Annotated in this window: 19 protein-coding genes and 1 pseudogene; 11 read left to right on the forward strand and 9 right to left on the reverse strand. The window is 61.1% G+C overall.

Going from position 1 to position 19,028, the window contains the following annotated elements; genetic code table 11:
* The first annotated feature begins 2 nt into the window (after positions 1–2).
* Entirely contained in the window at positions 3–272 is a 270-nt protein-coding gene (locus DXT77_RS02485) for a bacteriocin immunity protein (RefSeq protein ID WP_119426496.1), read from the forward strand.
* A complete protein-coding gene (locus tag DXT77_RS02490; protein ID WP_119426497.1) occupies positions 269–535 on the forward strand; it encodes a bacteriocin immunity protein in 267 nt (88 codons plus the stop codon). Before DXT77_RS02485 ends, DXT77_RS02490 begins: the two co-directional genes overlap by 4 nt.
* A 77-nt stretch (positions 536–612) precedes the next feature.
* On the opposite strand, the gene DXT77_RS02495 is transcribed toward DXT77_RS02490, so the two are convergent.
* Positions 613–1,719, reverse strand: coding sequence for a DUF2817 domain-containing protein (locus DXT77_RS02495; protein WP_119426498.1), 1,107 nt, complete (start codon positions 1,717–1,719; stop codon positions 613–615).
* Positions 1,720–1,874: 155 nt separating this feature from the next.
* On the opposite strand from DXT77_RS02495, the gene ggt reads away from it, so the two are divergent.
* The 3 genes from ggt (at position 1,875) to DXT77_RS02510 (ending at position 5,235) form a co-directional block, all read left to right on the forward strand.
* Positions 1,875–3,707, forward strand: coding sequence for a gamma-glutamyltransferase (ggt, locus tag DXT77_RS02500; RefSeq protein WP_119426499.1), 1,833 nt, complete (start codon positions 1,875–1,877; stop codon positions 3,705–3,707).
* Positions 3,708–3,896: 189 nt separating this feature from the next.
* Positions 3,897–4,268: a type II toxin-antitoxin system HigA family antitoxin gene (locus DXT77_RS02505; protein WP_074692315.1), complete on the forward strand. Its 372-nt coding sequence runs from the start codon at positions 3,897–3,899 to the stop codon at positions 4,266–4,268.
* A 154-nt stretch (positions 4,269–4,422) separates the two neighbouring features.
* On the forward strand, positions 4,423–5,235 hold the full coding sequence (locus DXT77_RS02510; RefSeq protein ID WP_119426500.1) for a MerR family transcriptional regulator: 813 nt from the start codon (positions 4,423–4,425) through the stop codon (positions 5,233–5,235).
* Positions 5,236–5,274: 39 nt separating this feature from the next.
* Here DXT77_RS02510 and DXT77_RS02515 read toward each other — a convergent pair whose 3' ends face one another.
* From DXT77_RS02515 to DXT77_RS30325, 4 genes and pseudogenes are all read right to left on the reverse strand, one after another.
* Complete coding sequence (locus tag DXT77_RS02515; protein ID WP_119426501.1) at positions 5,275–5,898, reverse strand: LysE family translocator; 624 nt, start codon at positions 5,896–5,898, stop codon at positions 5,275–5,277.
* A gap of 63 nt (positions 5,899–5,961) precedes the next feature.
* Positions 5,962–6,561, reverse strand: a complete 600-nt coding sequence (locus DXT77_RS02520; protein ID WP_119426502.1) for a flavin reductase family protein — start codon at positions 6,559–6,561, stop codon at positions 5,962–5,964.
* 87 nt (positions 6,562–6,648) lie between these two features.
* Positions 6,649–7,080, reverse strand: a complete 432-nt coding sequence (locus DXT77_RS30320) for a methyl-accepting chemotaxis protein (protein ID WP_372238665.1) — start codon at positions 7,078–7,080, stop codon at positions 6,649–6,651.
* 156 nt (positions 7,081–7,236) lie between these two features.
* A pseudogene (locus DXT77_RS30325) lies at positions 7,237–7,965 on the reverse strand (PAS domain-containing protein); the annotation flags it as partial.
* Positions 7,966–8,204: 239 nt separating this feature from the next.
* On the opposite strand from DXT77_RS30325, the gene DXT77_RS02530 reads away from it, so the two are divergent.
* Positions 8,205–9,575: a gluconate:H+ symporter gene (locus DXT77_RS02530; RefSeq protein WP_119426504.1), complete on the forward strand. Its 1,371-nt coding sequence runs from the start codon at positions 8,205–8,207 to the stop codon at positions 9,573–9,575.
* A 38-nt stretch (positions 9,576–9,613) separates the two neighbouring features.
* Here DXT77_RS02530 and DXT77_RS02535 read toward each other — a convergent pair whose 3' ends face one another.
* Positions 9,614–10,927, reverse strand: a complete 1,314-nt coding sequence (locus DXT77_RS02535) for an MFS transporter (protein ID WP_119426505.1) — start codon at positions 10,925–10,927, stop codon at positions 9,614–9,616.
* 199 nt (positions 10,928–11,126) lie between these two features.
* Between DXT77_RS02535 and DXT77_RS02540 the strand changes: the two genes are divergently transcribed.
* From DXT77_RS02540 to DXT77_RS02555, 4 genes are all read left to right on the forward strand, one after another.
* Positions 11,127–12,545 carry a short-chain fatty acid transporter gene (locus DXT77_RS02540; RefSeq protein ID WP_085709272.1) on the forward strand — a complete coding sequence of 473 codons (1,419 nt, stop codon included), beginning with the start codon at positions 11,127–11,129 and terminating at the stop codon, positions 12,543–12,545.
* A gap of 156 nt (positions 12,546–12,701) precedes the next feature.
* Positions 12,702–14,402 (forward strand): acid phosphatase, encoded by a 1,701-nt coding sequence (gene acpA / locus DXT77_RS02545; RefSeq protein ID WP_119426506.1) that lies wholly within the window; start codon positions 12,702–12,704, stop codon positions 14,400–14,402.
* Between the two features lie 119 nt (positions 14,403–14,521).
* Positions 14,522–15,694, forward strand: a complete 1,173-nt coding sequence (locus tag DXT77_RS02550; protein WP_119426507.1) for a hypothetical protein — start codon at positions 14,522–14,524, stop codon at positions 15,692–15,694.
* A gap of 177 nt (positions 15,695–15,871) precedes the next feature.
* The gene (locus DXT77_RS02555; protein WP_119426516.1) at positions 15,872–16,396 is read left to right on the forward strand and encodes an SET domain-containing protein-lysine N-methyltransferase; all 525 of its coding nucleotides are present in this window, start codon (positions 15,872–15,874) and stop codon (positions 16,394–16,396) included.
* An 8-nt stretch (positions 16,397–16,404) separates the two neighbouring features.
* Here DXT77_RS02555 and can read toward each other — a convergent pair whose 3' ends face one another.
* Positions 16,405–17,049, reverse strand: coding sequence for a carbonate dehydratase (gene can / locus DXT77_RS02560; RefSeq protein ID WP_007951756.1), 645 nt, complete (start codon positions 17,047–17,049; stop codon positions 16,405–16,407).
* A 142-nt stretch (positions 17,050–17,191) separates the two neighbouring features.
* Here can and DXT77_RS02565 point away from each other — a divergent pair, with 142 nt between their 5' ends.
* Positions 17,192–17,596 (forward strand): serine kinase/phosphatase, encoded by a 405-nt coding sequence (locus tag DXT77_RS02565; protein ID WP_119426508.1) that lies wholly within the window; start codon positions 17,192–17,194, stop codon positions 17,594–17,596.
* Positions 17,597–17,643: 47 nt separating this feature from the next.
* Here DXT77_RS02565 and rimI read toward each other — a convergent pair whose 3' ends face one another.
* Positions 17,644–18,096: a ribosomal protein S18-alanine N-acetyltransferase gene (gene rimI, locus DXT77_RS02570; protein WP_085709267.1), complete on the reverse strand. Its 453-nt coding sequence runs from the start codon at positions 18,094–18,096 to the stop codon at positions 17,644–17,646.
* Positions 18,089–18,841 (reverse strand): energy transducer TonB, encoded by a 753-nt coding sequence (locus DXT77_RS02575; protein WP_119426509.1) that lies wholly within the window; start codon positions 18,839–18,841, stop codon positions 18,089–18,091. The genes rimI and DXT77_RS02575 overlap by 8 nt, the downstream gene beginning before the upstream one ends.
* Between the last annotated feature and the right edge of the window lie 187 nt (positions 18,842–19,028).

Here is a 19,028-nt window from a genome sequence, read left to right on the forward strand (position 1 = left end):
GCATGAGCGACCCTTTCATCAAAAACAACTTTTCTGATTACACCGAACAAGACTTCATTGAGTTCATTGACGAGATCAGAAAGGAAGACAAAGCACCGACAGATGACCGTGCAGATATTCTATTGCTGCACTTCAACGAGATCGTTGGGCATCCGAGCAAGATGGACCTTATCTACTACCCTGAGCCAGGTGCTGACACGTCGTCCTCTGGCATAGCCCGTACAGTCGCGACATGGCGTGAAGTAAACGGACTGCCAGGATTCAAGAAGTGAAGATCTATGAGAAAACCATTTCTGACTACACGGAAGCCGAGTTCATTGCGCTATTGGAAGAGCTCGCTAAAGAAGATGAAGAAGCCGAAAACAATGATCGGGCTGACTTGTTACTGCTGCACTTCGAGAGAATCAGCGAACACCCAGCTGGATCGGATCTGATCTATTACCCGGAGCCGGGTGCGGATAGCTCCCCTCAGGGTGTAACGCAGATTGTGAAAGATTGGCGCGCTGCCAACGGGCTGCCAGGCTTCAAGCAATAACCCTCCGGCATCCATAGTCAAAACCGCTGCGCATCACCAGGCAGTCAAAACGGCTTACCGAAAGGCAAGCCGTTTGTTTATGCCTCGCCTGCTAATGCCCTGAGCCCTTTCGCCCAGATCTGCCGAGTGCGCAAACCAACCATCGCACGCCAGTCCGGATCCACCGGATAGAACTGCTCCAGCAGATTCAACTTGATCGCCCGCCCCGTCGCATCCAGCGGATCGCCGTGCAGATGCAGCCAGTGATCGTCACGCAGATAACGATGTACGTCCGGCCCCGGGTAAGTCCCGCACTCAATCACGAACGGCATCAGCTGCACTTTCGGCAGCGCGTTGAGCAATGCCTGCGAGGTGTAACCCGTTGCTGTTGCCGCGACACCGGTTTCACTCAGGGTTTCGGCTCCCGTGTGCAAGGTGTAGAGCCACGGGCCATAGATCGATTGCGCAAGGGCCAGCGCCGGATACGGTGCCTGAGTGATCGTCAGCAGCATCGGATGACCGTACTCGCCGGCGCCGGTGTGCAAGTCGAAACACATCACGGTTTCGGCGCCGGCCAGATGATTCTCGATGATCTGGTGCAGCGTGCGATTCGACCAGCTCGGGGCAAAGCCTCCGAAGAACAGACCGTCGGGATGGCTGTGCTGACCGCCCTCGACAATCGACATCACCGCCGGCCAGCCGTGCTCGGCGATTTGCGCATCGAGCAAGGCATCGGCGCGCTGTCGCTCGGGGCCGTTCAAATCAGCGCAGGCGTAAATTTCGTGCAGTGCGGCGTAAGCCTGGTTGTCCGGGAGGGGTTGATTGAAATCCAAATGATTGCGGTTGAGGTCAATGTTGTCTTCGTTGACCCGCCGCAGCCATGCCGTGCCCCACGGGTTGATCAGGTGAATCATCACCACCGCGACGTCCTTCGGCAGCGAACCCGGCGTGAAATGCTTCAGCCAGTCGATCTGACATTCCGAACCGTAATAGCCCTCCACCCCGTGGGTGCCGCTGAGCGCCACCAGACGCCGTTTCGCTTGCGGATCCCCCAGCACCGCCACATCGGTGCTCAACGGCTCGCCAAACGGCCCGCAACGCGGATGGGCGTAGGAAGTGAGCGTCGCACCGGCCGCGGTGGCGGCGGCAAGAAACTGTTCGCGCTGCTGACGGTAGCTGAAGTGGGTCGGGAACTCGCTGTGCATGGTGGTCTCTTGTTGATTGTTCTGGCTTCACGTTTGCCCATGACCCTACAGAAAATTCGCCAAGGCATGAAGGACAAACATACCGACGGTTTGCGTCCTGCACGGTCGGCCGATACAGTCCGTCAGACTTTTATCCCACGGACGGAGAGCCCCGCGTGTTTCCAGCCCAGACCCTGAAACGCTTTCGCCTGCCGGCCCTGACCCTGATCGTCAGCGCCATCACCCTCGCCGCCTGCAATGCACCGCCCTCCTCGACCCTGCCGCTGGCGCCGGAAGCCGCCTCCGGTTACCGCACAGGCCTGCAAGCCAGCCACGCCGATAAACACATGGCTGCTGCCGCAAATCCACTGGCTGCCGAGGCCGGTCGCGAGATGTTGCGTAAAGGTGGATCGGCCATCGATGCGGCCATTGCGATGCAAGCCGTGCTGACCCTGGTCGAACCGCAATCCTCCGGGATCGGCGGCGGCGCGATGATCGTGCTGTGGGATGGCAAGCAAGTGCGTACCTATGATGGTCGCGAAACCGCACCCGCTGGTGCCACCGAAAAGCTGTTTCTGCAGGCTGATGGAAAACCGATGCCGTTCCCGCAGGCGCAGATCGGCGGACGTTCGGTCGGCACGCCCGGCGTATTGCGTGCATTGGAGATGGCGCACGAACAACATGGCCGCTTGCCGTGGGCGACGTTATTCGAGCCGGCGATCAAACTGGCGGAACAGGGCTTTGCGATCTCGCCTCGACTGCATTCGCTGCTGGAGTCCGACCCTGTGGTGCGCCGCTCACCAGACATGGCCAAGTATTTCCTCAACAGCGACGGCAGCGTCAAAGCCATCGGTACGCGTCTGCAAAACCCGGCGTTGGCCGCCGTGCTCAAACGCATCGCCAACGAAGGTGCAGACGCGCTGTACAAAGGCCCGATCGCCGAAGAGATCGTGGCCAAGGTCCAGGGTCACGCCAACCCTGGCAGCCTGTCGCTGAACGACCTTCAGCACTATCAGGCCAGGGAACGCGTGCCACTGTGCACCGACTACAAGCGCTGGCAGGTTTGCGGGATGCCGCCGCCGTCATCGGGCGGGATTGCAGTGGCGCAAATCCTCGGCACCTTGCAGGCCCTGGAGACTCGCGATCCGCGCCTGTCCCTGACACCACTCAAACCCGTGAAGACCGATAAACCGGCCGGCCTCGAACCCACGCCGCAAGCCGTGCACCTGATCGCCGAAGCCGAACGCCTGGCCTACGCCGACCGCGCGCAATACGTGGCCGATACCGACTTCGTACCGGTACCGGTCAAGGGTCTGGTCGATCCGGGTTATCTGGCCAGCCGCGCCAGCCTGATCGGCGATCGCAGCATGGGCACCGCCAAACCGGGCACACCACCGGGGGTTCAGGTTGCCTACGCGCCGGACCGCTCGCCGCTGCGCATCTCCACTTCGCAAGTGGTGGCGGTGGATGACTTCGGTGGCGCGGTGTCGATGACCACCACCATCGAAGCGGCATTCGGCTCGCACCTGATGGTTCAGGGCTTTTTGCTCAACAACCAGATGACCGACTTCTCGTTCATCCCCGAAGAAAACGGACAGAAAGTCGCCAACCGCGTCGAGCCCGGCAAACGCCCGCGTTCGTCGATGGCTCCGACCCTGATCTTCGACCGCAACAGCGGCGAGTTCGTCGCCACCGTCGGCTCTCCGGGCGGCTCGCAGATCATCGAATACGTGGCCAAAACCACCGTCGGCCTGCTCGACTGGAACCTCGACGCGCAAAGCGCTATCAGCCTGCCCAACTTCGGCAGCCGCAACGGGCCGACGGAACTGGAACAGGGCCAGTTCACCCCCGGATTGATCCAGGCGCTCAAGGACAAGGGCCACGCGGTGAGCGAAATCGACATGACCAGCGGCACCCAGGCCATCGTGCGAGTCAAGGATACGCAGGGGAAATCAACGCTGGCCGGTGGGGCGGATCCTCGGCGTGAAGGGGTAGCGTTGGGGGACTGAAATCCCTTCCGCCAACTGAAAAAGGCTTACCGAGAGGTAAGCCTTTTTTGTGTGTCCATGAATCCGATTCGGATAAATCACATTGCCTTTTCCTACATCGGAAAAATGCTGTCCGAGATAGAGTGCTTGCGGAGCTCTCACAAACAGTACGACGCAATCGACGCTGATACCGTCGAAATGGAGTAACCCATGAACATACGTCCGATTCATACCGAAGAAGACTACCGTGCGGCGCTCAAAGACGTGTCCGCTCTTTTCGAGAATGAGCCAGAACCCGGCACGCCTGAAGGTGATTACTTCGACATCATGATCACCCTTATCGAGGCCTATGAGGCCAGGCACTTCCCACTTGACCTGCCCAACCCGATTGATGCCATAAGGTTTCGGATGGAGCAGTCCGGGCTGTCGGCAGCCGATCTCGCTCCTGCAATTGGCCGGACAAATCGCGTTTATGAGGTTCTGAATGGCAAGCGCGCCCTGACGCTTCCCATGATCTGGAAACTTCACGAGTTGTTCGGTATTCCGGCAGAAAGTCTGATCAAACCCATGAAATCGGTTTGATAGAAAAGCCCGAGTACAGCAAGCTCGATATGCTCCAGCCGCCCCCAACGCATATCACCGGTACAGAGCAATAAGATCGAACACTTTCCCGGGCTTGAGCTTGCCCTTAGGGCAATCCTTAATGTGGAGTCCGAGCAGCCAACAGGAGAGGTTCATGCTTACCATCGGACAAATGGCCCGCAGCCACGGGCTCACCACCAAGACCTTGCGTCATTACGACAGCATTGGTTTGTTCAGCCCGGCAGTCACCGGGCGTGACAACGGCTATCGCTATTACCGCCCGGAGCAGATTGTCACGCTTGGGCGGATCATCTGGCTCAAACAATTGGGCATGGCGCTGGAAGACATTCGTTCCCTTGCCTCAAGTGGGGGCCTGGACAGCGTCATCAACCTGCGCGAGTCCCTTGAAAACCACGCTCGGCAGTTGAAGGCCGATATCCAGCGTAGCGAAAACATCCTGGGACAACTGACCCGCTACCTCGCGCAACCGGATCGTGAATTACCCGCCATGCAGACACCTCAGCGCATTGCCTGCCCCGAGTTGCGCATCATGGGGATGTCCTGGCAGCAGGAAGATGAAGGCACCATCGCCCAGATGTGGCAACGCTTCGTACCACGAGAAAGTGAGATCGATCGGCTGCACGACCCGATCGGCACCTTCGGTGTATGCCAACCGCTGGAGGACGGCCAGTGGCGCTATATCGCCGGACTGCCGGTGGGTGCCGATGCGCCTCTGGTCGAAGGCATGGTCGAGCTGCGGATACCGGCGCGTGACTATGCCCGCGTTGAACACCACGGCACCGTCACCACGTTGCCGGAAACCTTCCGCGCCGCCTACAGCGAATGGCTGCCCGCTGCCGGCATGGCACCGGCCGAAGGCATCGAGTTCGAATACTGCGGAGAACGTTTCTTCGGCCCGATGGACCCGCGCAGCGTAGTTGAAATCTACATTCCGCTGAGGAGTTGATGACAACGAAAGAGGCTTCAGGCGCCGCCTGGTTTCCAGTCAACGATTAGCCACCAGATGCGCACCAAACAACAAATAACAGCCACCCGCCAACCGATCCAGCCATGTCCGCGAGCGTTCGTAAACGCCGGCAATCCGTCGACTGGCGAAAAACAGCGCCACACTGCAATACCAACTGAAGGACAGCGTTGCCATGGTCAGGACCGCCAGTGCCAGCAGCATCGGCGGCACATGGGCCGGCATGGCAGTGGCGAAGATCGTCGCCACGAACAGTGCTGATTTGGGGTTGGTCATGTTGCCCAGAAAACCTCGCCCATAGGCACCGAGCAAGGTTTGCTCCGAAGCGTCAGGTGCCCCTTGCGTGAGAGGGGCCTTGCGCTTGAATTGCTTGAGCCCGAGATAGATCAGGTAGCAGCCACCGGCAATCTTGAAGCTCAGATAAAGCGCCGGTGCGGCACTGAACAGCGACTGGATGCCCAGACCGCCGGCCAATCCCCACAATACCGTTCCGCTGGCGACGCCGAGCGCCGCCACCACACCATGGCGTCGGGAACGGCTGACGGCCAGTTGCGCGATGTTGAAAAAGTTCGGGCCGGGCGTCACCACGGCAACCGTCCACAACAGCGCCAGCGACAACAACGGTGCAAGGTAACTGGAAAACATGGGGCAGGCGCCTGATCGGTTCGACAATGCCCCTACCTTGCAATATCCAGCGACGTTTTGCCATCAGACCGAAAGCGTCTTGCCATCCACCGGATCACCAATCGTCAGGAAATGCCCACCGGCCACATGGTGCAGAGTGCGCAAACCGTCATGCCCTTCAAAATGCCAACGTCCATCGCTGAACACCCGCGAATCCGCCTGCGCCGCGATCACCTCGGCCAGGAACAGATCGTACTGTTCGTGATTGCGCGGCTCCGGCAGCAGCCGGCATTCGAGCCACGCCACGCAGCCGTCCAGCATCGGTGCATCGACCTGCTCGCCAGCGAAGGTCTGCAAGCCATACGCCTGAAACTTGTCCTGCCCTTGTTCACGATTGATTTCCAGACCCGAAGTCGAACCGACGGTCTGCACGATGTCGGCCTGATTCACACAAGGAACGTTGAGAACAAAGGTGCCCGAGGCCTCGAGCAGTTGTCGGGTCCAGGTGGATTTATCGAGGACCACCGCGACTTTCGGCGGCTCGAAATCCAGCGGCATGGCCCAGGCCGCAGCCATGATATTGCGCTGCCCTTCGTGAGCGGCACTGACCAGTACGGTCGGCCCGTGGTTGAGCAAACGGTAGGCTTTGTTCAGGGGAACCGGGCGACGGAAGGATTCGCTCATGGGATCTGCTCCGGGAAAAAGAGCCGATTGTAGCGGGATAAAAACAGCGAAGGGATTGCCATGGACAATCCCTTCGCCTGACGGGCATCAGCTGGATAGCTGGTTGGCGAACTGGCCGACCGCGTCCACCACTTTCTGCGCGCCATCCTGGATCTCGACGATCACCGTGCCCGCCTCCGCCGCCAGCGCCAGACCTTGCTCGGCCTGGAGTTTACCGTCGGTCATCAGTGCCACGGCGTTGCGCGCCATGTCCTGGTTCTGACGCACCACGCCGACGATTTCCTCGGTCGCCTGGCTGGTGCGTGAGGCCAGCTGCCGTACTTCGTCGGCCACCACCGCAAAACCACGGCCCTGCTCGCCTGCACGGGCGGCTTCGATGGCGGCGTTGAGCGCCAGCAGGTTGGTCTGCTCGGCAATGCCGCTGATGGTCTTGACGATGGTGCCGATCACCTGGGATTGCTCGTTCAGCGCCTCGATGCCTTCGCCGGCAGTCTGCATGTGCCGCGACAGGTCGCGCATCACATTGACCGCTTCAGTGACCACACGGGTCCCGCGCTGAGCAGTGCTGTCGGTCTGCAAGGACGTGCTGTAGGCAATGTTGGCGGCCTCGGCGACGGCTTGCTCCTGATTGACCTGATCGGTGATCACCGTGGCGAATTTCACCACTTTGTAGAGTTTTTCGTTGGCGTCGAGCACCGGGTTGTAGGACGCCTCCAGCCAGACCTCGCGACCATGGGCGTCGATCCGCTTGAAGCGACCGGCGACGAACTCACCGTTGTTCAGGCGGCGCCAGAAATTCTGGTACTCGGCGCTGTTGGCCTCGCCCGAGTCACAGAACATGCGGTGATGTTTGCCCTTGATCTGCGCCAGGCTGTAACCCATGCCCTGAAGGAAGCGGTCGTTGGCGCTCAGCACATTACCGTTGAGGTCGAACTCGATCACCGCCGTCGAACGCACCAGTGCGCCGATCAGGTTCTCGTGTTCGCGTGAGGCTTCGATGGTACGGGTCAGGTCGCTGGAAAAAATCGAAAAGTGCTTGATCCGCCCGTCCGAAGAGCGGATCGGCTGGACGATCGAACGCAACCACGCCTCTTCGCCATTGCCGCGCGACAGGCGCACGGCGCCGGCGAAGTGCTCGCCCCGGCTCAGTGCGGCCCGGAAGCGGTGATGAAATTCGTCGGACTTCACATGAGCCGGCACGATGTCTTCGATGGCGCGGCCGATCAGGTCGTGGCTCTTGTAGAGCATTTCATTGAGGAAGTTCTGGTTGACCGATTGAATCCGTCCGTCGGGCTCAAGGGTCAGCACCAGCATCTCGCTTTCCAGGCTCTCCTTCACTTGCAGAAGGCTGGAGAGTTCTTCACGAAGAGCCGCCAGCTCTTGCTTGAGGCGTTTGTTGAACATGGGAAAGCACCGATGGACTGTATGGAAAGCGGGGTTGCAGCCCTAACCATCGGCCTTGGAAATCTTTTCTGAAGAGCGATCGAGACCGGCCAGTCAAAAATAATCTCAATTGGCCATTGGTCTTATCCGCCCGCGCAGAACGGATACAAAACCCGGCGCTCTGGCCCGGCCATATCAGGTATTCTCAAGTCAAATTGCAACAATATGTTGCAGGTATCCGCCCGATAAGGAGTGCCGTTTTGGATTTATCGACCGCTGCCTGGATGGTTCACGACACCCGCCTGATTCTCTGCTGCCTGCTGGCGATTGCGACGATTATCGTGCTGATCAGCGCCACCAGGCTGCCGCCCTTTCTATCAATCCTGATCGGTACATTCATTGCCGGCGTCGGCGCGGGTTTACCGCCCGAGGACGTGGCCAAGGCGTTCAGCAAAGGTGCCGGGGCGATTCTCGGTGAAGCGGGGATCATCATCGCGCTGGGCTCGATGCTGGGTGCGCTGATGGCCGAATCCGGCGCCGCCGACCGCATTGCGTCGACCTTGCTCGGGCTGGGCAAAGGCAAGTCCCTGCCATGGGTCATGGCGCTGGTGGCGATGGTGATCGGCCTGCCGCTGTTCTTCGAAGTGGGGCTGGTGATGATGGTTCCGATCATCTTCGTCATGGCCCGCCGCTCCGGTCAGCCACTGTTGAAAATCGCGATCCCGGCGCTGGCCGGCATGACCACGCTGCATGCCCTGATGCCGCCGCATCCCGGACCGTTGATCGCGGTCAGCGCATTGCATGCCGACCTTGGACTGACCATGTTGCTGGGCTTCAGCATCGCCATCCCGGCGGTGATCCTGGCCGGACCGATCTACGGCAACTGGCTGTCGAAACGCATGCACGTGGATGAGCCGGCAGAACTTGGCGCGCTGTTCAGCGCGCCGCCGAAAGCGCCGCGCCAGCCGAGTTTCGGCATGTCGCTGTTGATCATTCTTTTGCCGGTGTTGTTGATGCTCGGCAGCACGCTGGCGAAAGTCGCGATGAGCCCGGAAAGCGGCGTCGCCCTGACCCTGAAGTTTCTCGGAGAACCCTTGGTGGCATTGGGCATTGCCGTCATGGCGGCGGTAATCTGCCTCGGCTGGGCCAACGGCATGCCGCGTGAACACGTCGGCGGCACCCTGCGCAAAAGCCTGGCGCCGATTGCCGTGCTGTTGCTGACCATCGGTGCCGGTGGCGGCTTGAAGCAGACCTTGCTGGATGCCGGCGTCAGCCAGACCATCAGCAAAGTCGCCGAAGGCGCACACATGCCGTATCTCCTGCTGGCCTGGCTGATTGCAGTGGCACTGCGTCAGGCCACTGGCTCGGCGACGGTGGCCACCACGACGACGGCGGGGATTCTGGCGCCGATGATGGCGGGCCTCGCCGCGACGCAAAGTTCGCTGGTGGCGCTGGCGATTGGCGCCGGCTCAGTGTTCTTCTGTCACGTGAACGACGCCGGCTTCTGGATGGTTCGCGAGTACTTCGGCCTGCAACTGAAACAGACGATCTGGGTATGGTCAGTCCTGCAAACCATCGTCTCGGTGGTGGGTCTGGCGGGGACCTTGCTGTGGTGGCACTGGTTGACGTAACGACGACGCGAGTTTGCGCCGAGGCCGTCAACCAGCCTTCAGGAACAGGGCGCCACCGAACGGCGCCCGCCACCAGGCATGCGCACACCGAAGTACGCCGCGCTGACGATGCCGACCGCGCCCATCACCGCACAGAACATCACACAGATCCACGGACTCCACGGCATCAGACCGATCAGCAGCAGCGGTGTGATACTGGCCCATGCGGCGTAGGCAATGTTGTAGGTGAAGGAAATGCCGGACACGCGAATCCGCGCCGGGAACAGACTGACCATCACCGACGGCACCGCGCCGACTACACCACAGCTCAACCCAGCGATGGCGTACGCCAGCCCCACCCAATTGCCGCCCATGATCAAACAGCTGTAAAGCACGCCGATGCCCAATGGCAGCAGCAGACTGTAGAGCATGACTGTGCGCCAGGCGCCGAGGCGATCCACCAGCAACCCGGCAATCACGCAGCCGATGTTCAGGAACACGATGCCCAGCGCACTCAGGGCAAAGGTGTGGCTGGCAGTCATGCCGAAGGTCTTCTGCATCATGGTCGGGGTAATGACCACGAACACCACCACCGCCGAAGTCAGCACGCAGGTCAGCAGCATGGCCGGCAGCATCGCCAGACGATGCTCGCGCAAGACCGTGCGCAACGGCAGTTCGATCCGAGCCTCACGCTGCGCTTCCATGGCCATGAACACCGGGGTTTCACTCAACCAGCGGCGCAGGTACACGCCGATCACGCCGAACACTCCACCGAGCAGGAACGGATAACGCCAGGCGTAATCAAGGATTTCCGCCGGGGTAAACACCTGTGCGAGAAACGTCGCAGTCAATGCGCCGATCAGGTAACCGAAGGTCAGTCCGGCCTGCAGGAAGCCCAATGCATAACCGCGATGCCCGGCCGGTGCGTGCTCGGCGACGAAGACCCAGGCGCTCGGCACTTCACCACCGACCGCCGCGCCTTGCAGGATGCGCAGCGCCAGCAGCAACAACGGTGCGAAATAGCCGATCTGGGCGTAGGTCGGCATGATCCCGATCAGCAGGCACGGCAGCGCCATCATCAGGATGCTCAGGCTGAAGACTTTCTTGCGCCCCAGCCGGTCGGCGAAATGCGCCATCAGGATCCCGCCCAGCGGCCGCGCCAGATAGCCGGTGACGAAGATTCCGAAGCTTTGCAGCAGACGCAGCCACTCGGGCATTTCCGGCGGGAAGAACAACTGGCTGAGGGTCAGGGCGAAGAACACGAAAATGATGAAATCGTAGATCTCCAGCGCCCCGCCCAGGGCCGCAAGGCCGAGGGTCTTGTAGTCGGAACGGCTGAACGGCGCCGGTCGGGCAGTGGAATGGGCAGTCATGGCAAAGAACTCTGGCAGGCAAAAAACCAAGGCGCCCATGGTCTACGCAAACGGGCCGGTCGACAACCCGTTAGACCATAGTCTGATTCAGCGAAACACGGTCACATAAATCCGCCGGTTGATTTACTGTTGGCACCTGTCCAGACGGGCCGGCCAAGCCCCGAAGACCACAATAAACATAAAAATCCGAGGTACTCCCGTGGCCGTTGATATCGAAGATAGCCGCTCTGCGCGCTTTGCCTTGCGCTGCTCCAGTTTTGCCGAACGCTGGTTTCCCGACTCCTGGGTGTTCGCCGCGCTCGCCGTGATCATCGTGGCCCTGGCCACCCTGGCCATGGGCGCCAAACCCACCGATGCTGCCATGGCTTTCGGTGACGGCTTCTGGAGCCTGATCCCCTTCACCATGCAGATGGCCTTCGTGGTGATCGGCGGTTACGTGGTGGCCAGCTCGCCGCCCGCCGTGAAGCTGATCGATCGCCTGGCGCGAATCCCGAAGAACGGCCGCTCCGCCGTGGCCTGGGTCGCGCTGATCTCGATGGTCGCGTCGTTGCTCAACTGGGGCCTGTCGCTGGTGTTCGGCGGTCTGCTGGTGCGCGCCCTCGCCCGGCGCACCGATCTGAAAATGGATTACCGCGCCGCCGGAGCCGCAGCTTATCTGGGCCTTGGCGCCGTATGGGCGCTGGGTCTGTCGTCCTCTGCCGCACAGTTGCAGGCCAACCCCGCCAGCCTGCCGCCGTCGATCCTGTCGATTACCGGGGTGATTCCATTCACCCAGACGATTTTTCTCTGGCAGTCGGGCGTGATGTTGCTGGCGCTGGTGGTGATCTCGATCATCATCGCTTACGCCACCGCGCCCGGCCCGAACTCGGCGCGTGACGCCAAGGCCTGCGGCATCGACCCGGCCTTCAACCTGCCGCCGCTGCAACCGCGCACCCGCCCCGGTGAATGGCTGGAGCACAGCCCGCTGCTGATCATCGTGCTGGTGCTGCTGGCGGCCGGATGGCTGTTCCACGAGTTCTCGACCAAACCGGCGATCACCGCGATTTCCGGGCTCAACACCTACAACTTCCTGTTCATCATGCTCGGTGCATTGCTGCACTGGCGGCCGCGCAGCTTCCTCGATGCGGTGGCACGAGCGGTGCCGACCACCACCGGCGTGCTTATCCAGTTCCCGCTGTACGGCTCGATTGCCGCGCTGATGACCACGGTCAAGGGCACCGATGCCCAGACCCTGGCTCACCATATCTCGACGTTCTTCGTCAGCATCGCGTCCCACGACACCTATGCGCTGCTGATGGGCGTGTACTCGGCGATTCTCGGCTTCTTCATTCCGTCCGGGGGCGGTAAGTGGATCATCGAGGCGCCGTACGTGATGCAGGTTGCCACCGACCTGAAATACCACCTCGGCTGGGCCGTGCAGATCTACAACGCCGCCGAAGCCCTGCCGAACCTGATCAACCCGTTCTACATGCTGCCGTTGCTGGGCGTGCTGGGGTTGAAGGCCCGGGATCTGATCGGTTTCTCGTTCGTACAACTGCTGGTGCACACACCGCTGGTGCTGCTGTTGCTGTGGGCGTTGGGGACGACGTTGGCGTATACGCCGCCGGTGATGCCATGACGCGGAATCCTCTCCAGGCGTGATTCTCATGAGGGAGCTAGCGTACTGGCTCCCTCATTTGTTTCTGCGCCTTGGAAATGTCACCCAACCGTCACATTCCCTTGCTAGCGTCCGCCCGAAACATACTGAAACAATTAAGCATAAACGGACTTCTACATGAACGACGACACCGACGGCAAAGCCCCCTCCTCGCCTGAATCCGACAATCCCACCGATACCAGCCGCCGCCGTTTTCTCGGCGGTGTCGCCGTGCTGGGTGTGGGCGCCACGCTGGCCGGGTGCGGGAATGCCGGTGATCAACCGGGCAAGCCCGAGGAGCGTCCGCTCTCGCCCGCAGAGCTGGACAAGGCCCTGCGCGATCAGGTGAAGACCGTTGTGGTGATCTACGCCGAGAACCGCAGCTTCAATAACCTGTTCGGTGATTTCCCCGGTGTCGAGAAGCCGCTGTCCGCACTCAAGCCTGAGGAATACCAGCAGCGCGACCGCGACGGCAGCCTGCTGCAGACCCTGCCGCCGGCCTGGGGCGGTGTATTGCAGATCGGCCCGCAAACGCTTGATGGCGTGACCTATCCCAACGCCGTGCAGTTTCAGGAAAACCTGCCCAACGCGCCTTTCGCACTGAAAGGCCCGAATGCCGAGGACCTGCCACTTGGCCTGGTAACCCGCGACCTTTGGCACGTGTTCTATCAAAATCAGATGCAGATCAACGGCGGCAAGAATGACGGTTTCGTGGCCTGGGCCGACTCTGGCGGCCTGACCATGGGTCACTACGCCCAGAGTCGCTACTCCCTGCGCCTGTGGGACGTGGCCCAGGAGTTCGTGCTGTGCGACAACTTCTTCCAGGGGGCCTTCGGTGGTTCGTTCCTCAACCACCAGTATCTGATCAGCGCCACCGCGCCGTTCTACCCGAATGTTGCCAACTCTGTCGCCAAGAGCCAGATCGCCGCGCTGCAAAGCGATGACCCGGCCGATACGCGCCTCAAGCCGCTGGAGCAGTCCCCGGCCAGCGCCATGACCGGCCCACCGCAGTTCGGCCCTAGCGCGCTGACCCCGGACGGTTACGGGGTCAACACCCTCGCCCCGCCCTACTGGCCGACCTGGATCCGTGACCCGGAGCGCCCGGCGTATTCCAAAGCTGATCTGCCGAACGTCATGGTGCCGCAGACCCACGAGCACATTGGCGACAAGCTGTCGAAGAAAAACATCGACTGGGCGTGGTACGCCGGTGCCTGGCAGGCGACGCTGGATCAGTTCAAGGATTCCGGCGGCATTCCGAAGATCCCCAACTTCCAGTATCACCACCAGCCGTTCAACTACTTCCAGCAGCAGGGCCCGGAGCACCCCGAAGAGCGCAACAAACGCCTGCGCGACGCCGGTCTGGGAGACGAATCGAGCACCAACAAATTCTTCGCCGATGCCGAGGCCGGCAAGCTGCCGGCCGTGAGTTTCTACAAGCCCCAGGGCAACCTGAACATGCACGCCGGTTACGCCGACGTGGCTTCCGGTGATCGGCACATCGTCCGCGCGTTGAAAGTGCTGCGGGAAAGTCCGCAATGGAAAAACATGGTGGTAATCGTGACCGTCGATGAAAACGGCGGCTGGTGGGACCACGTCGCGCCGCCCAAGGGCGATCGCTGGGGGCCGGGTTCGCGGGTGCCGGCGCTGGTGGTGTCGCCGTTCGCCCGCAAGGGCGCGGTGGATCACACGGTCTATGACACCGCTTCGATCCTGCGCCTGATCACCCGAGTCTTCCAGCTGGAGACCCTGGCGGGGATCAAGCAGCGTGACGATGCAATGACCGGCCGGGGCCAGAAACCCATGGGTGACTTGACCAACGCCCTGCATTTCAAGGCCTGAGGACAGGTCCTGCAGTACGGCTCAAAAAACTGCGGCTGACGGCTTCTCGCCATCACCCGGCTGATCCAATATGTGGCTCACCCGAGCAACGGGGAACCCACGCTGAAAAGGATCTGAGCATGTTCAAACTCGCAGGACTCACCCTCGCTGCGCTCACATTGAGCGCAGCCGCCCACGCCGATGTCGACCTGAAACTGGGCAGCACCGAACGCGTCACCCGCCTCTTCGCTTATCCCAACAATTGCAGCGTGATCTGCTTTCGCAACTGGACGCTTGAGCAGACCGTCGCCCACTATCTGAGCCAAAGCGTGCAGCGCGATGGCTACGCCGGTGCCAAGGTGCTGGTGAAGAATGACAACGGGCAGATCTATGCCGAGATCAGCGGTGTGCCGAAAGGTTACGACAAGCCGTTGACCGCGCTGCTGGATGCCGGGGACCTGGCCTACACCGGTGCCAGCAAGCTCAACGCCGATGGCAAGTGGGCGTACAGCTGGTACTTGTTCCTGCCGCTGGGCATGGCTCTGGAAAATCGTAAAAGCGTCGAACTGCTGCACTTCCCGCCGGATTACTCGCTGACCCAGGCCCAGGACTACCTGCGCTCCAACACCACCGATCGCTGGGCTGCGCTGCTGACCGACAACGGTATCCCGGCCGACCAGACGCCGGGTTACCAGACCATCGTCGACATCGCGCCGATTGCCGCCCCCGCCAGCGCCGGCAGCGACCTTGAAGGGGTCTACGATTATTTCAAGGACTACCAGACCACCATGGTCAAACAGGTCAGCGTCAGCGCCAGCGGTGCTGCCCTGCCGATGGTGGCCTTCGGTGCACCGGTGCGTAACTGGATCAAGAAACAATACGGGCAGACCGTGGATGTTCTGGGCCTTGCAACCATCACTCCGAGCGCCGGGGTGAACGTGCCGGTACTGGGTTCCAACCACCCGAGCTACATCTGGTACGCCGCCGATCCCAAGAGCTACACCGGTGACGACGCCCAGGCCAAGGCTGACGCGGCGGGGCTGAAAGTGATGGGCCAGGACTTGAGCGCCGCCTGCTGGCAGGCCGGCATGGGCAGCAAGCCGGGCACCGACCCGAAAACCCTGCTGAACAGTTGCACCCAGACCTGGCAAGTGACGCAGAAGGTCAAGACCTGCGAGTTGTTCTACACCTCGATCCGCAACCTGACCGCCGAACAGGCCGCCGCCAAGTGCGCCACCACACCGATCAAGGCCCAGTTGCAACAGCTTCAAAGCCCGATGCCGGACACCGCGGTGCCTGCTCCGCATATTTGACGCAAGAATGGCTTTTCCGTGTCAGCGCAGGCTGACGCGGAAAAGCGTCTTTCGCCCCTGTCAGATGTGACAGTAGATCTGTAGTTTCATATACGAGATATTGGATCCAATACTGTGTTACCGGGCTGAATGGAAACTGCCCTGTTGAAGTCGCAGCATCTTTCGACAGGGATCGTTATGAATACGCAAGTCCTTCGCCATCCCACGCCCCGCGATACAGAGGGGATCTACCCGTTCATGGGGCTTCCCGTGCGCCTCGGATTCCCTTCCCGTGCCGACTTCGAAGTGATTCACGACGCCCGGGGAACGCCCTGCGCAGTCGTCGCGCGCCGGGAATTTCTGCGCATCACCCGCATGTGCAGGGTCTCGGGTCAATTGTTGCCCTACCGCTGCCGCCAGACCCGGCAATTACAGGCCGGCATCCATATTTACGATCCACGCTTCTGCGGATTGCTCGAGCACTCCTGCGACCCGAACGTATTCATCGACATGAGCGAATTATGGCTGTGGGCCGTGCGAGACATTCAGCCAGGCGAGCGACTGACCATGGATTACACCGCCACCGAGGATCGTCTGCTCAAGCAGTTTGCGTGTGGGTGCGGGTCAGCACATTGTCGCGGCTGGATCACCGGTTACGACGAACCACCCAGCCTTGAAGGCCAGCGCTATTTGAAGAGCTGGCTGCGACAAGGCATGCGCTGACTTGCAGGTTACGGTGCGCCGACCGGACGCAGGCGATATTGCGGCGGCAGTTGCTCGAAACCGCTGATGGTCGTGTTCAGACTTTTCCAGCGGCCATCCTTGATGCCGTAGATGCAACCGTGGATCGACAGGCTCTGCCCGCGATGCCAGGCGTTCTGGATGATGCTGGTGTGAGCGACGTTGGCCACTTGCTGGATCACGTTGAGTTCGCACAGACGATCGACCTGTTCCTCTTCGGTCGGCAGTTTGGCGAGTTCTTCGCGCTTTTCGTAATACAGATCGCGAATCGACCGCAGCCAGCCATCGATCAGACCGAACTGACGGTCCTGCATCGACGCCCGCACACCGCCGCAACCGTAGTGGCCGGTGACCAGTATGTGTTTGACCTTGAGCACGTCCACCGCGTACTGGATCACCGACAGGCAGTTGAGGTCAGTGTGCAGCACCACGTTGGCCACGTTGCGGTGAACGAACAGATCGCCCGGCAGCATGCCGACGATTTCGTTGGCCGGAACCCGCGCGTCGGAGCAACCGATCCACAGGTATTCAGGCGTCTGCTGGCGGGCCAGTTTGGCGAAGAAATCCGGGTCTTCCTTGGTGATCGCGTCAGCCCAACGCTCGTTGTTATCAATCAGGTCTTGTAAGTCATGCATGCTGTAAGGCCTCAAGAAAGATGCGCTGCTATGACAGACAACCGTCCGTCGGGGTCACGAAAGGATCGCAAGTGATTTCATTGGAATTTCTCGTGTGCCGGGTGAGTCCACCTCAGTAAGGCCCACAGTATGAGGATTTGCCATGACTGATTCACGACGTCCCTTCGACGCGGTGCAGCCGGAGCCCATCGATGATAACGAAGACCGCATGGGATCGGTGCATGAGCTGGATTTCGACGACGAACAGCCCAGTGCGAAGATCGGCGATGAACTGCCGGAACGTGAGCGTGAGCAACGGATGCCTCGCGAGCGGGTACGGGAGGCGGGTTTGACCGGTGCTTCAGTGACTGATCATGAGCCGACCGACGATGACCTGAGCCCGGAAACCCTGATCCGTGAAGACGGCGCCCGTGATGCCGATGAGTTGGGGTCAGGCAATCAGGCGGATTGGGATTTGAGCATTGTCGATGAGGACGACATTGGCGGCAGCGACGGGCTGGATGAAGCGGAAATGGCGCGTCGCGACCCGATGGACGGCAAACGCTGAAATGTTCGTTGGAAGCTGCCTCAGTTTGAAGCAGCTTCCAACGGCGATCAGTCAACCAGGGTGCAGGCCATGACCACGGCGTCTTCACGCCCGCCCACCGCCGGGTAGTAATCGCGACGACGGCCGATTTCGTTGAAACCGTAGCGCTCGTACAAGCGGAACGCCGCTGTGTTGCTGTCGCGCACTTCCAGGAAACACTCCCGGGCATCGGCCGCATAGGCACGGGACATCAGGTATTCGAGCAATGTCAGCCCCAGGCCGCGGCCCTGATTCTCCGGCTTGACCGTGATGTTGAGCAGGTGCGCCTCATCCAGAATGATCTGCACCACCCCGTGGCCGACCTGCTGCTCGCCCTCGAACATCAGCCAGATCTGGTATTTGCCCAGCCCGTCGAGAAAAATCCCGCGGGTCCAGGGATGGCTGTAGGCCGCGAATTCAATTTTCAGCACAGCGTCCAGATCGGCTTCGACCATCGGACGGAAGGTTACCGCATCACTCATTCGATTCTTTCCAGCGCGCCATCAGCCGACGCATGGCTTGCCACACGGCGGCTTTGCGCTGTGGCTCTTCCATCAACAATTCCAGTCCCGGCACGGCCCAGGCCAGGCCAAGACCCTCGATCTGCAATTCACTGTTGAACGCTTCGGCATCCGCTTCGCCGGCAAAACGCACCGCCGGCAGACCGATCAGCCACAGGCAGGCGCACGGCGACGCCTCCATTTGCACCGAAAGGAAACCCTGGACGAAATCCCGGGCCGCATCCGGCCCCTGATCCATGGTGCCGCGCACCAGCAATGGCCAACGCACCGGATCGCCGACGATCTGCGGCGCATCCGACAGACCGGCGGCCCGCAGCATGTCCTTGAGCAGCAAATAGGCAGGATCCCGGCTCTGGAACGATTCGCCTGTGGGTAACTCCACCAGCAACAGGCAACGACCGGCGCGCAGCAATTGCAGGGCGAAACGCGGTGGCGGCACCGGCGCGGGCCGTACGACCACAGGCGCTTCTTCGGCTTCCTCCACCGGTTTGGCGGCAGGGCGGCCGCTGGCGGGCGTCGGTCGCGGGACCTCGATCTTCGGCCGCTCGGCTACACGCGCAGCCGGCTGAGCCGGCGCTTCAGCCGGGGATGCCGGTGCGACGGACAGCAAAACCTCAGGCTCTGGCGCCAGCGGCTCCAGCAGCTCGGGCCGCGACGGTGCGGCGAAGGGCAATTCGGTGCGCGGCAGCCAGTTGACCACCTGCATGGCGTTCAAATAGGCGCGGCGGCGGGACTCGATTAGCAAGGGTCGGCCACTTGTGGATAACTGAAGTGCGCTGATTCTACCGCCCTTCGCTCAAGATCGCCCGCTGTTGATCGATAGTCTTGACCGATACCTTGACGCAAAGAAAAGCGACAGCCCGTCCCGAGAGTGAATCGCATCCCGCGTGATG

The organism is Pseudomonas sp. 91RF, assembly GCF_003576265.1.
Classification (GTDB): Bacteria; Pseudomonadota; Gammaproteobacteria; order Pseudomonadales; family Pseudomonadaceae; genus Aquipseudomonas; species Aquipseudomonas kribbensis.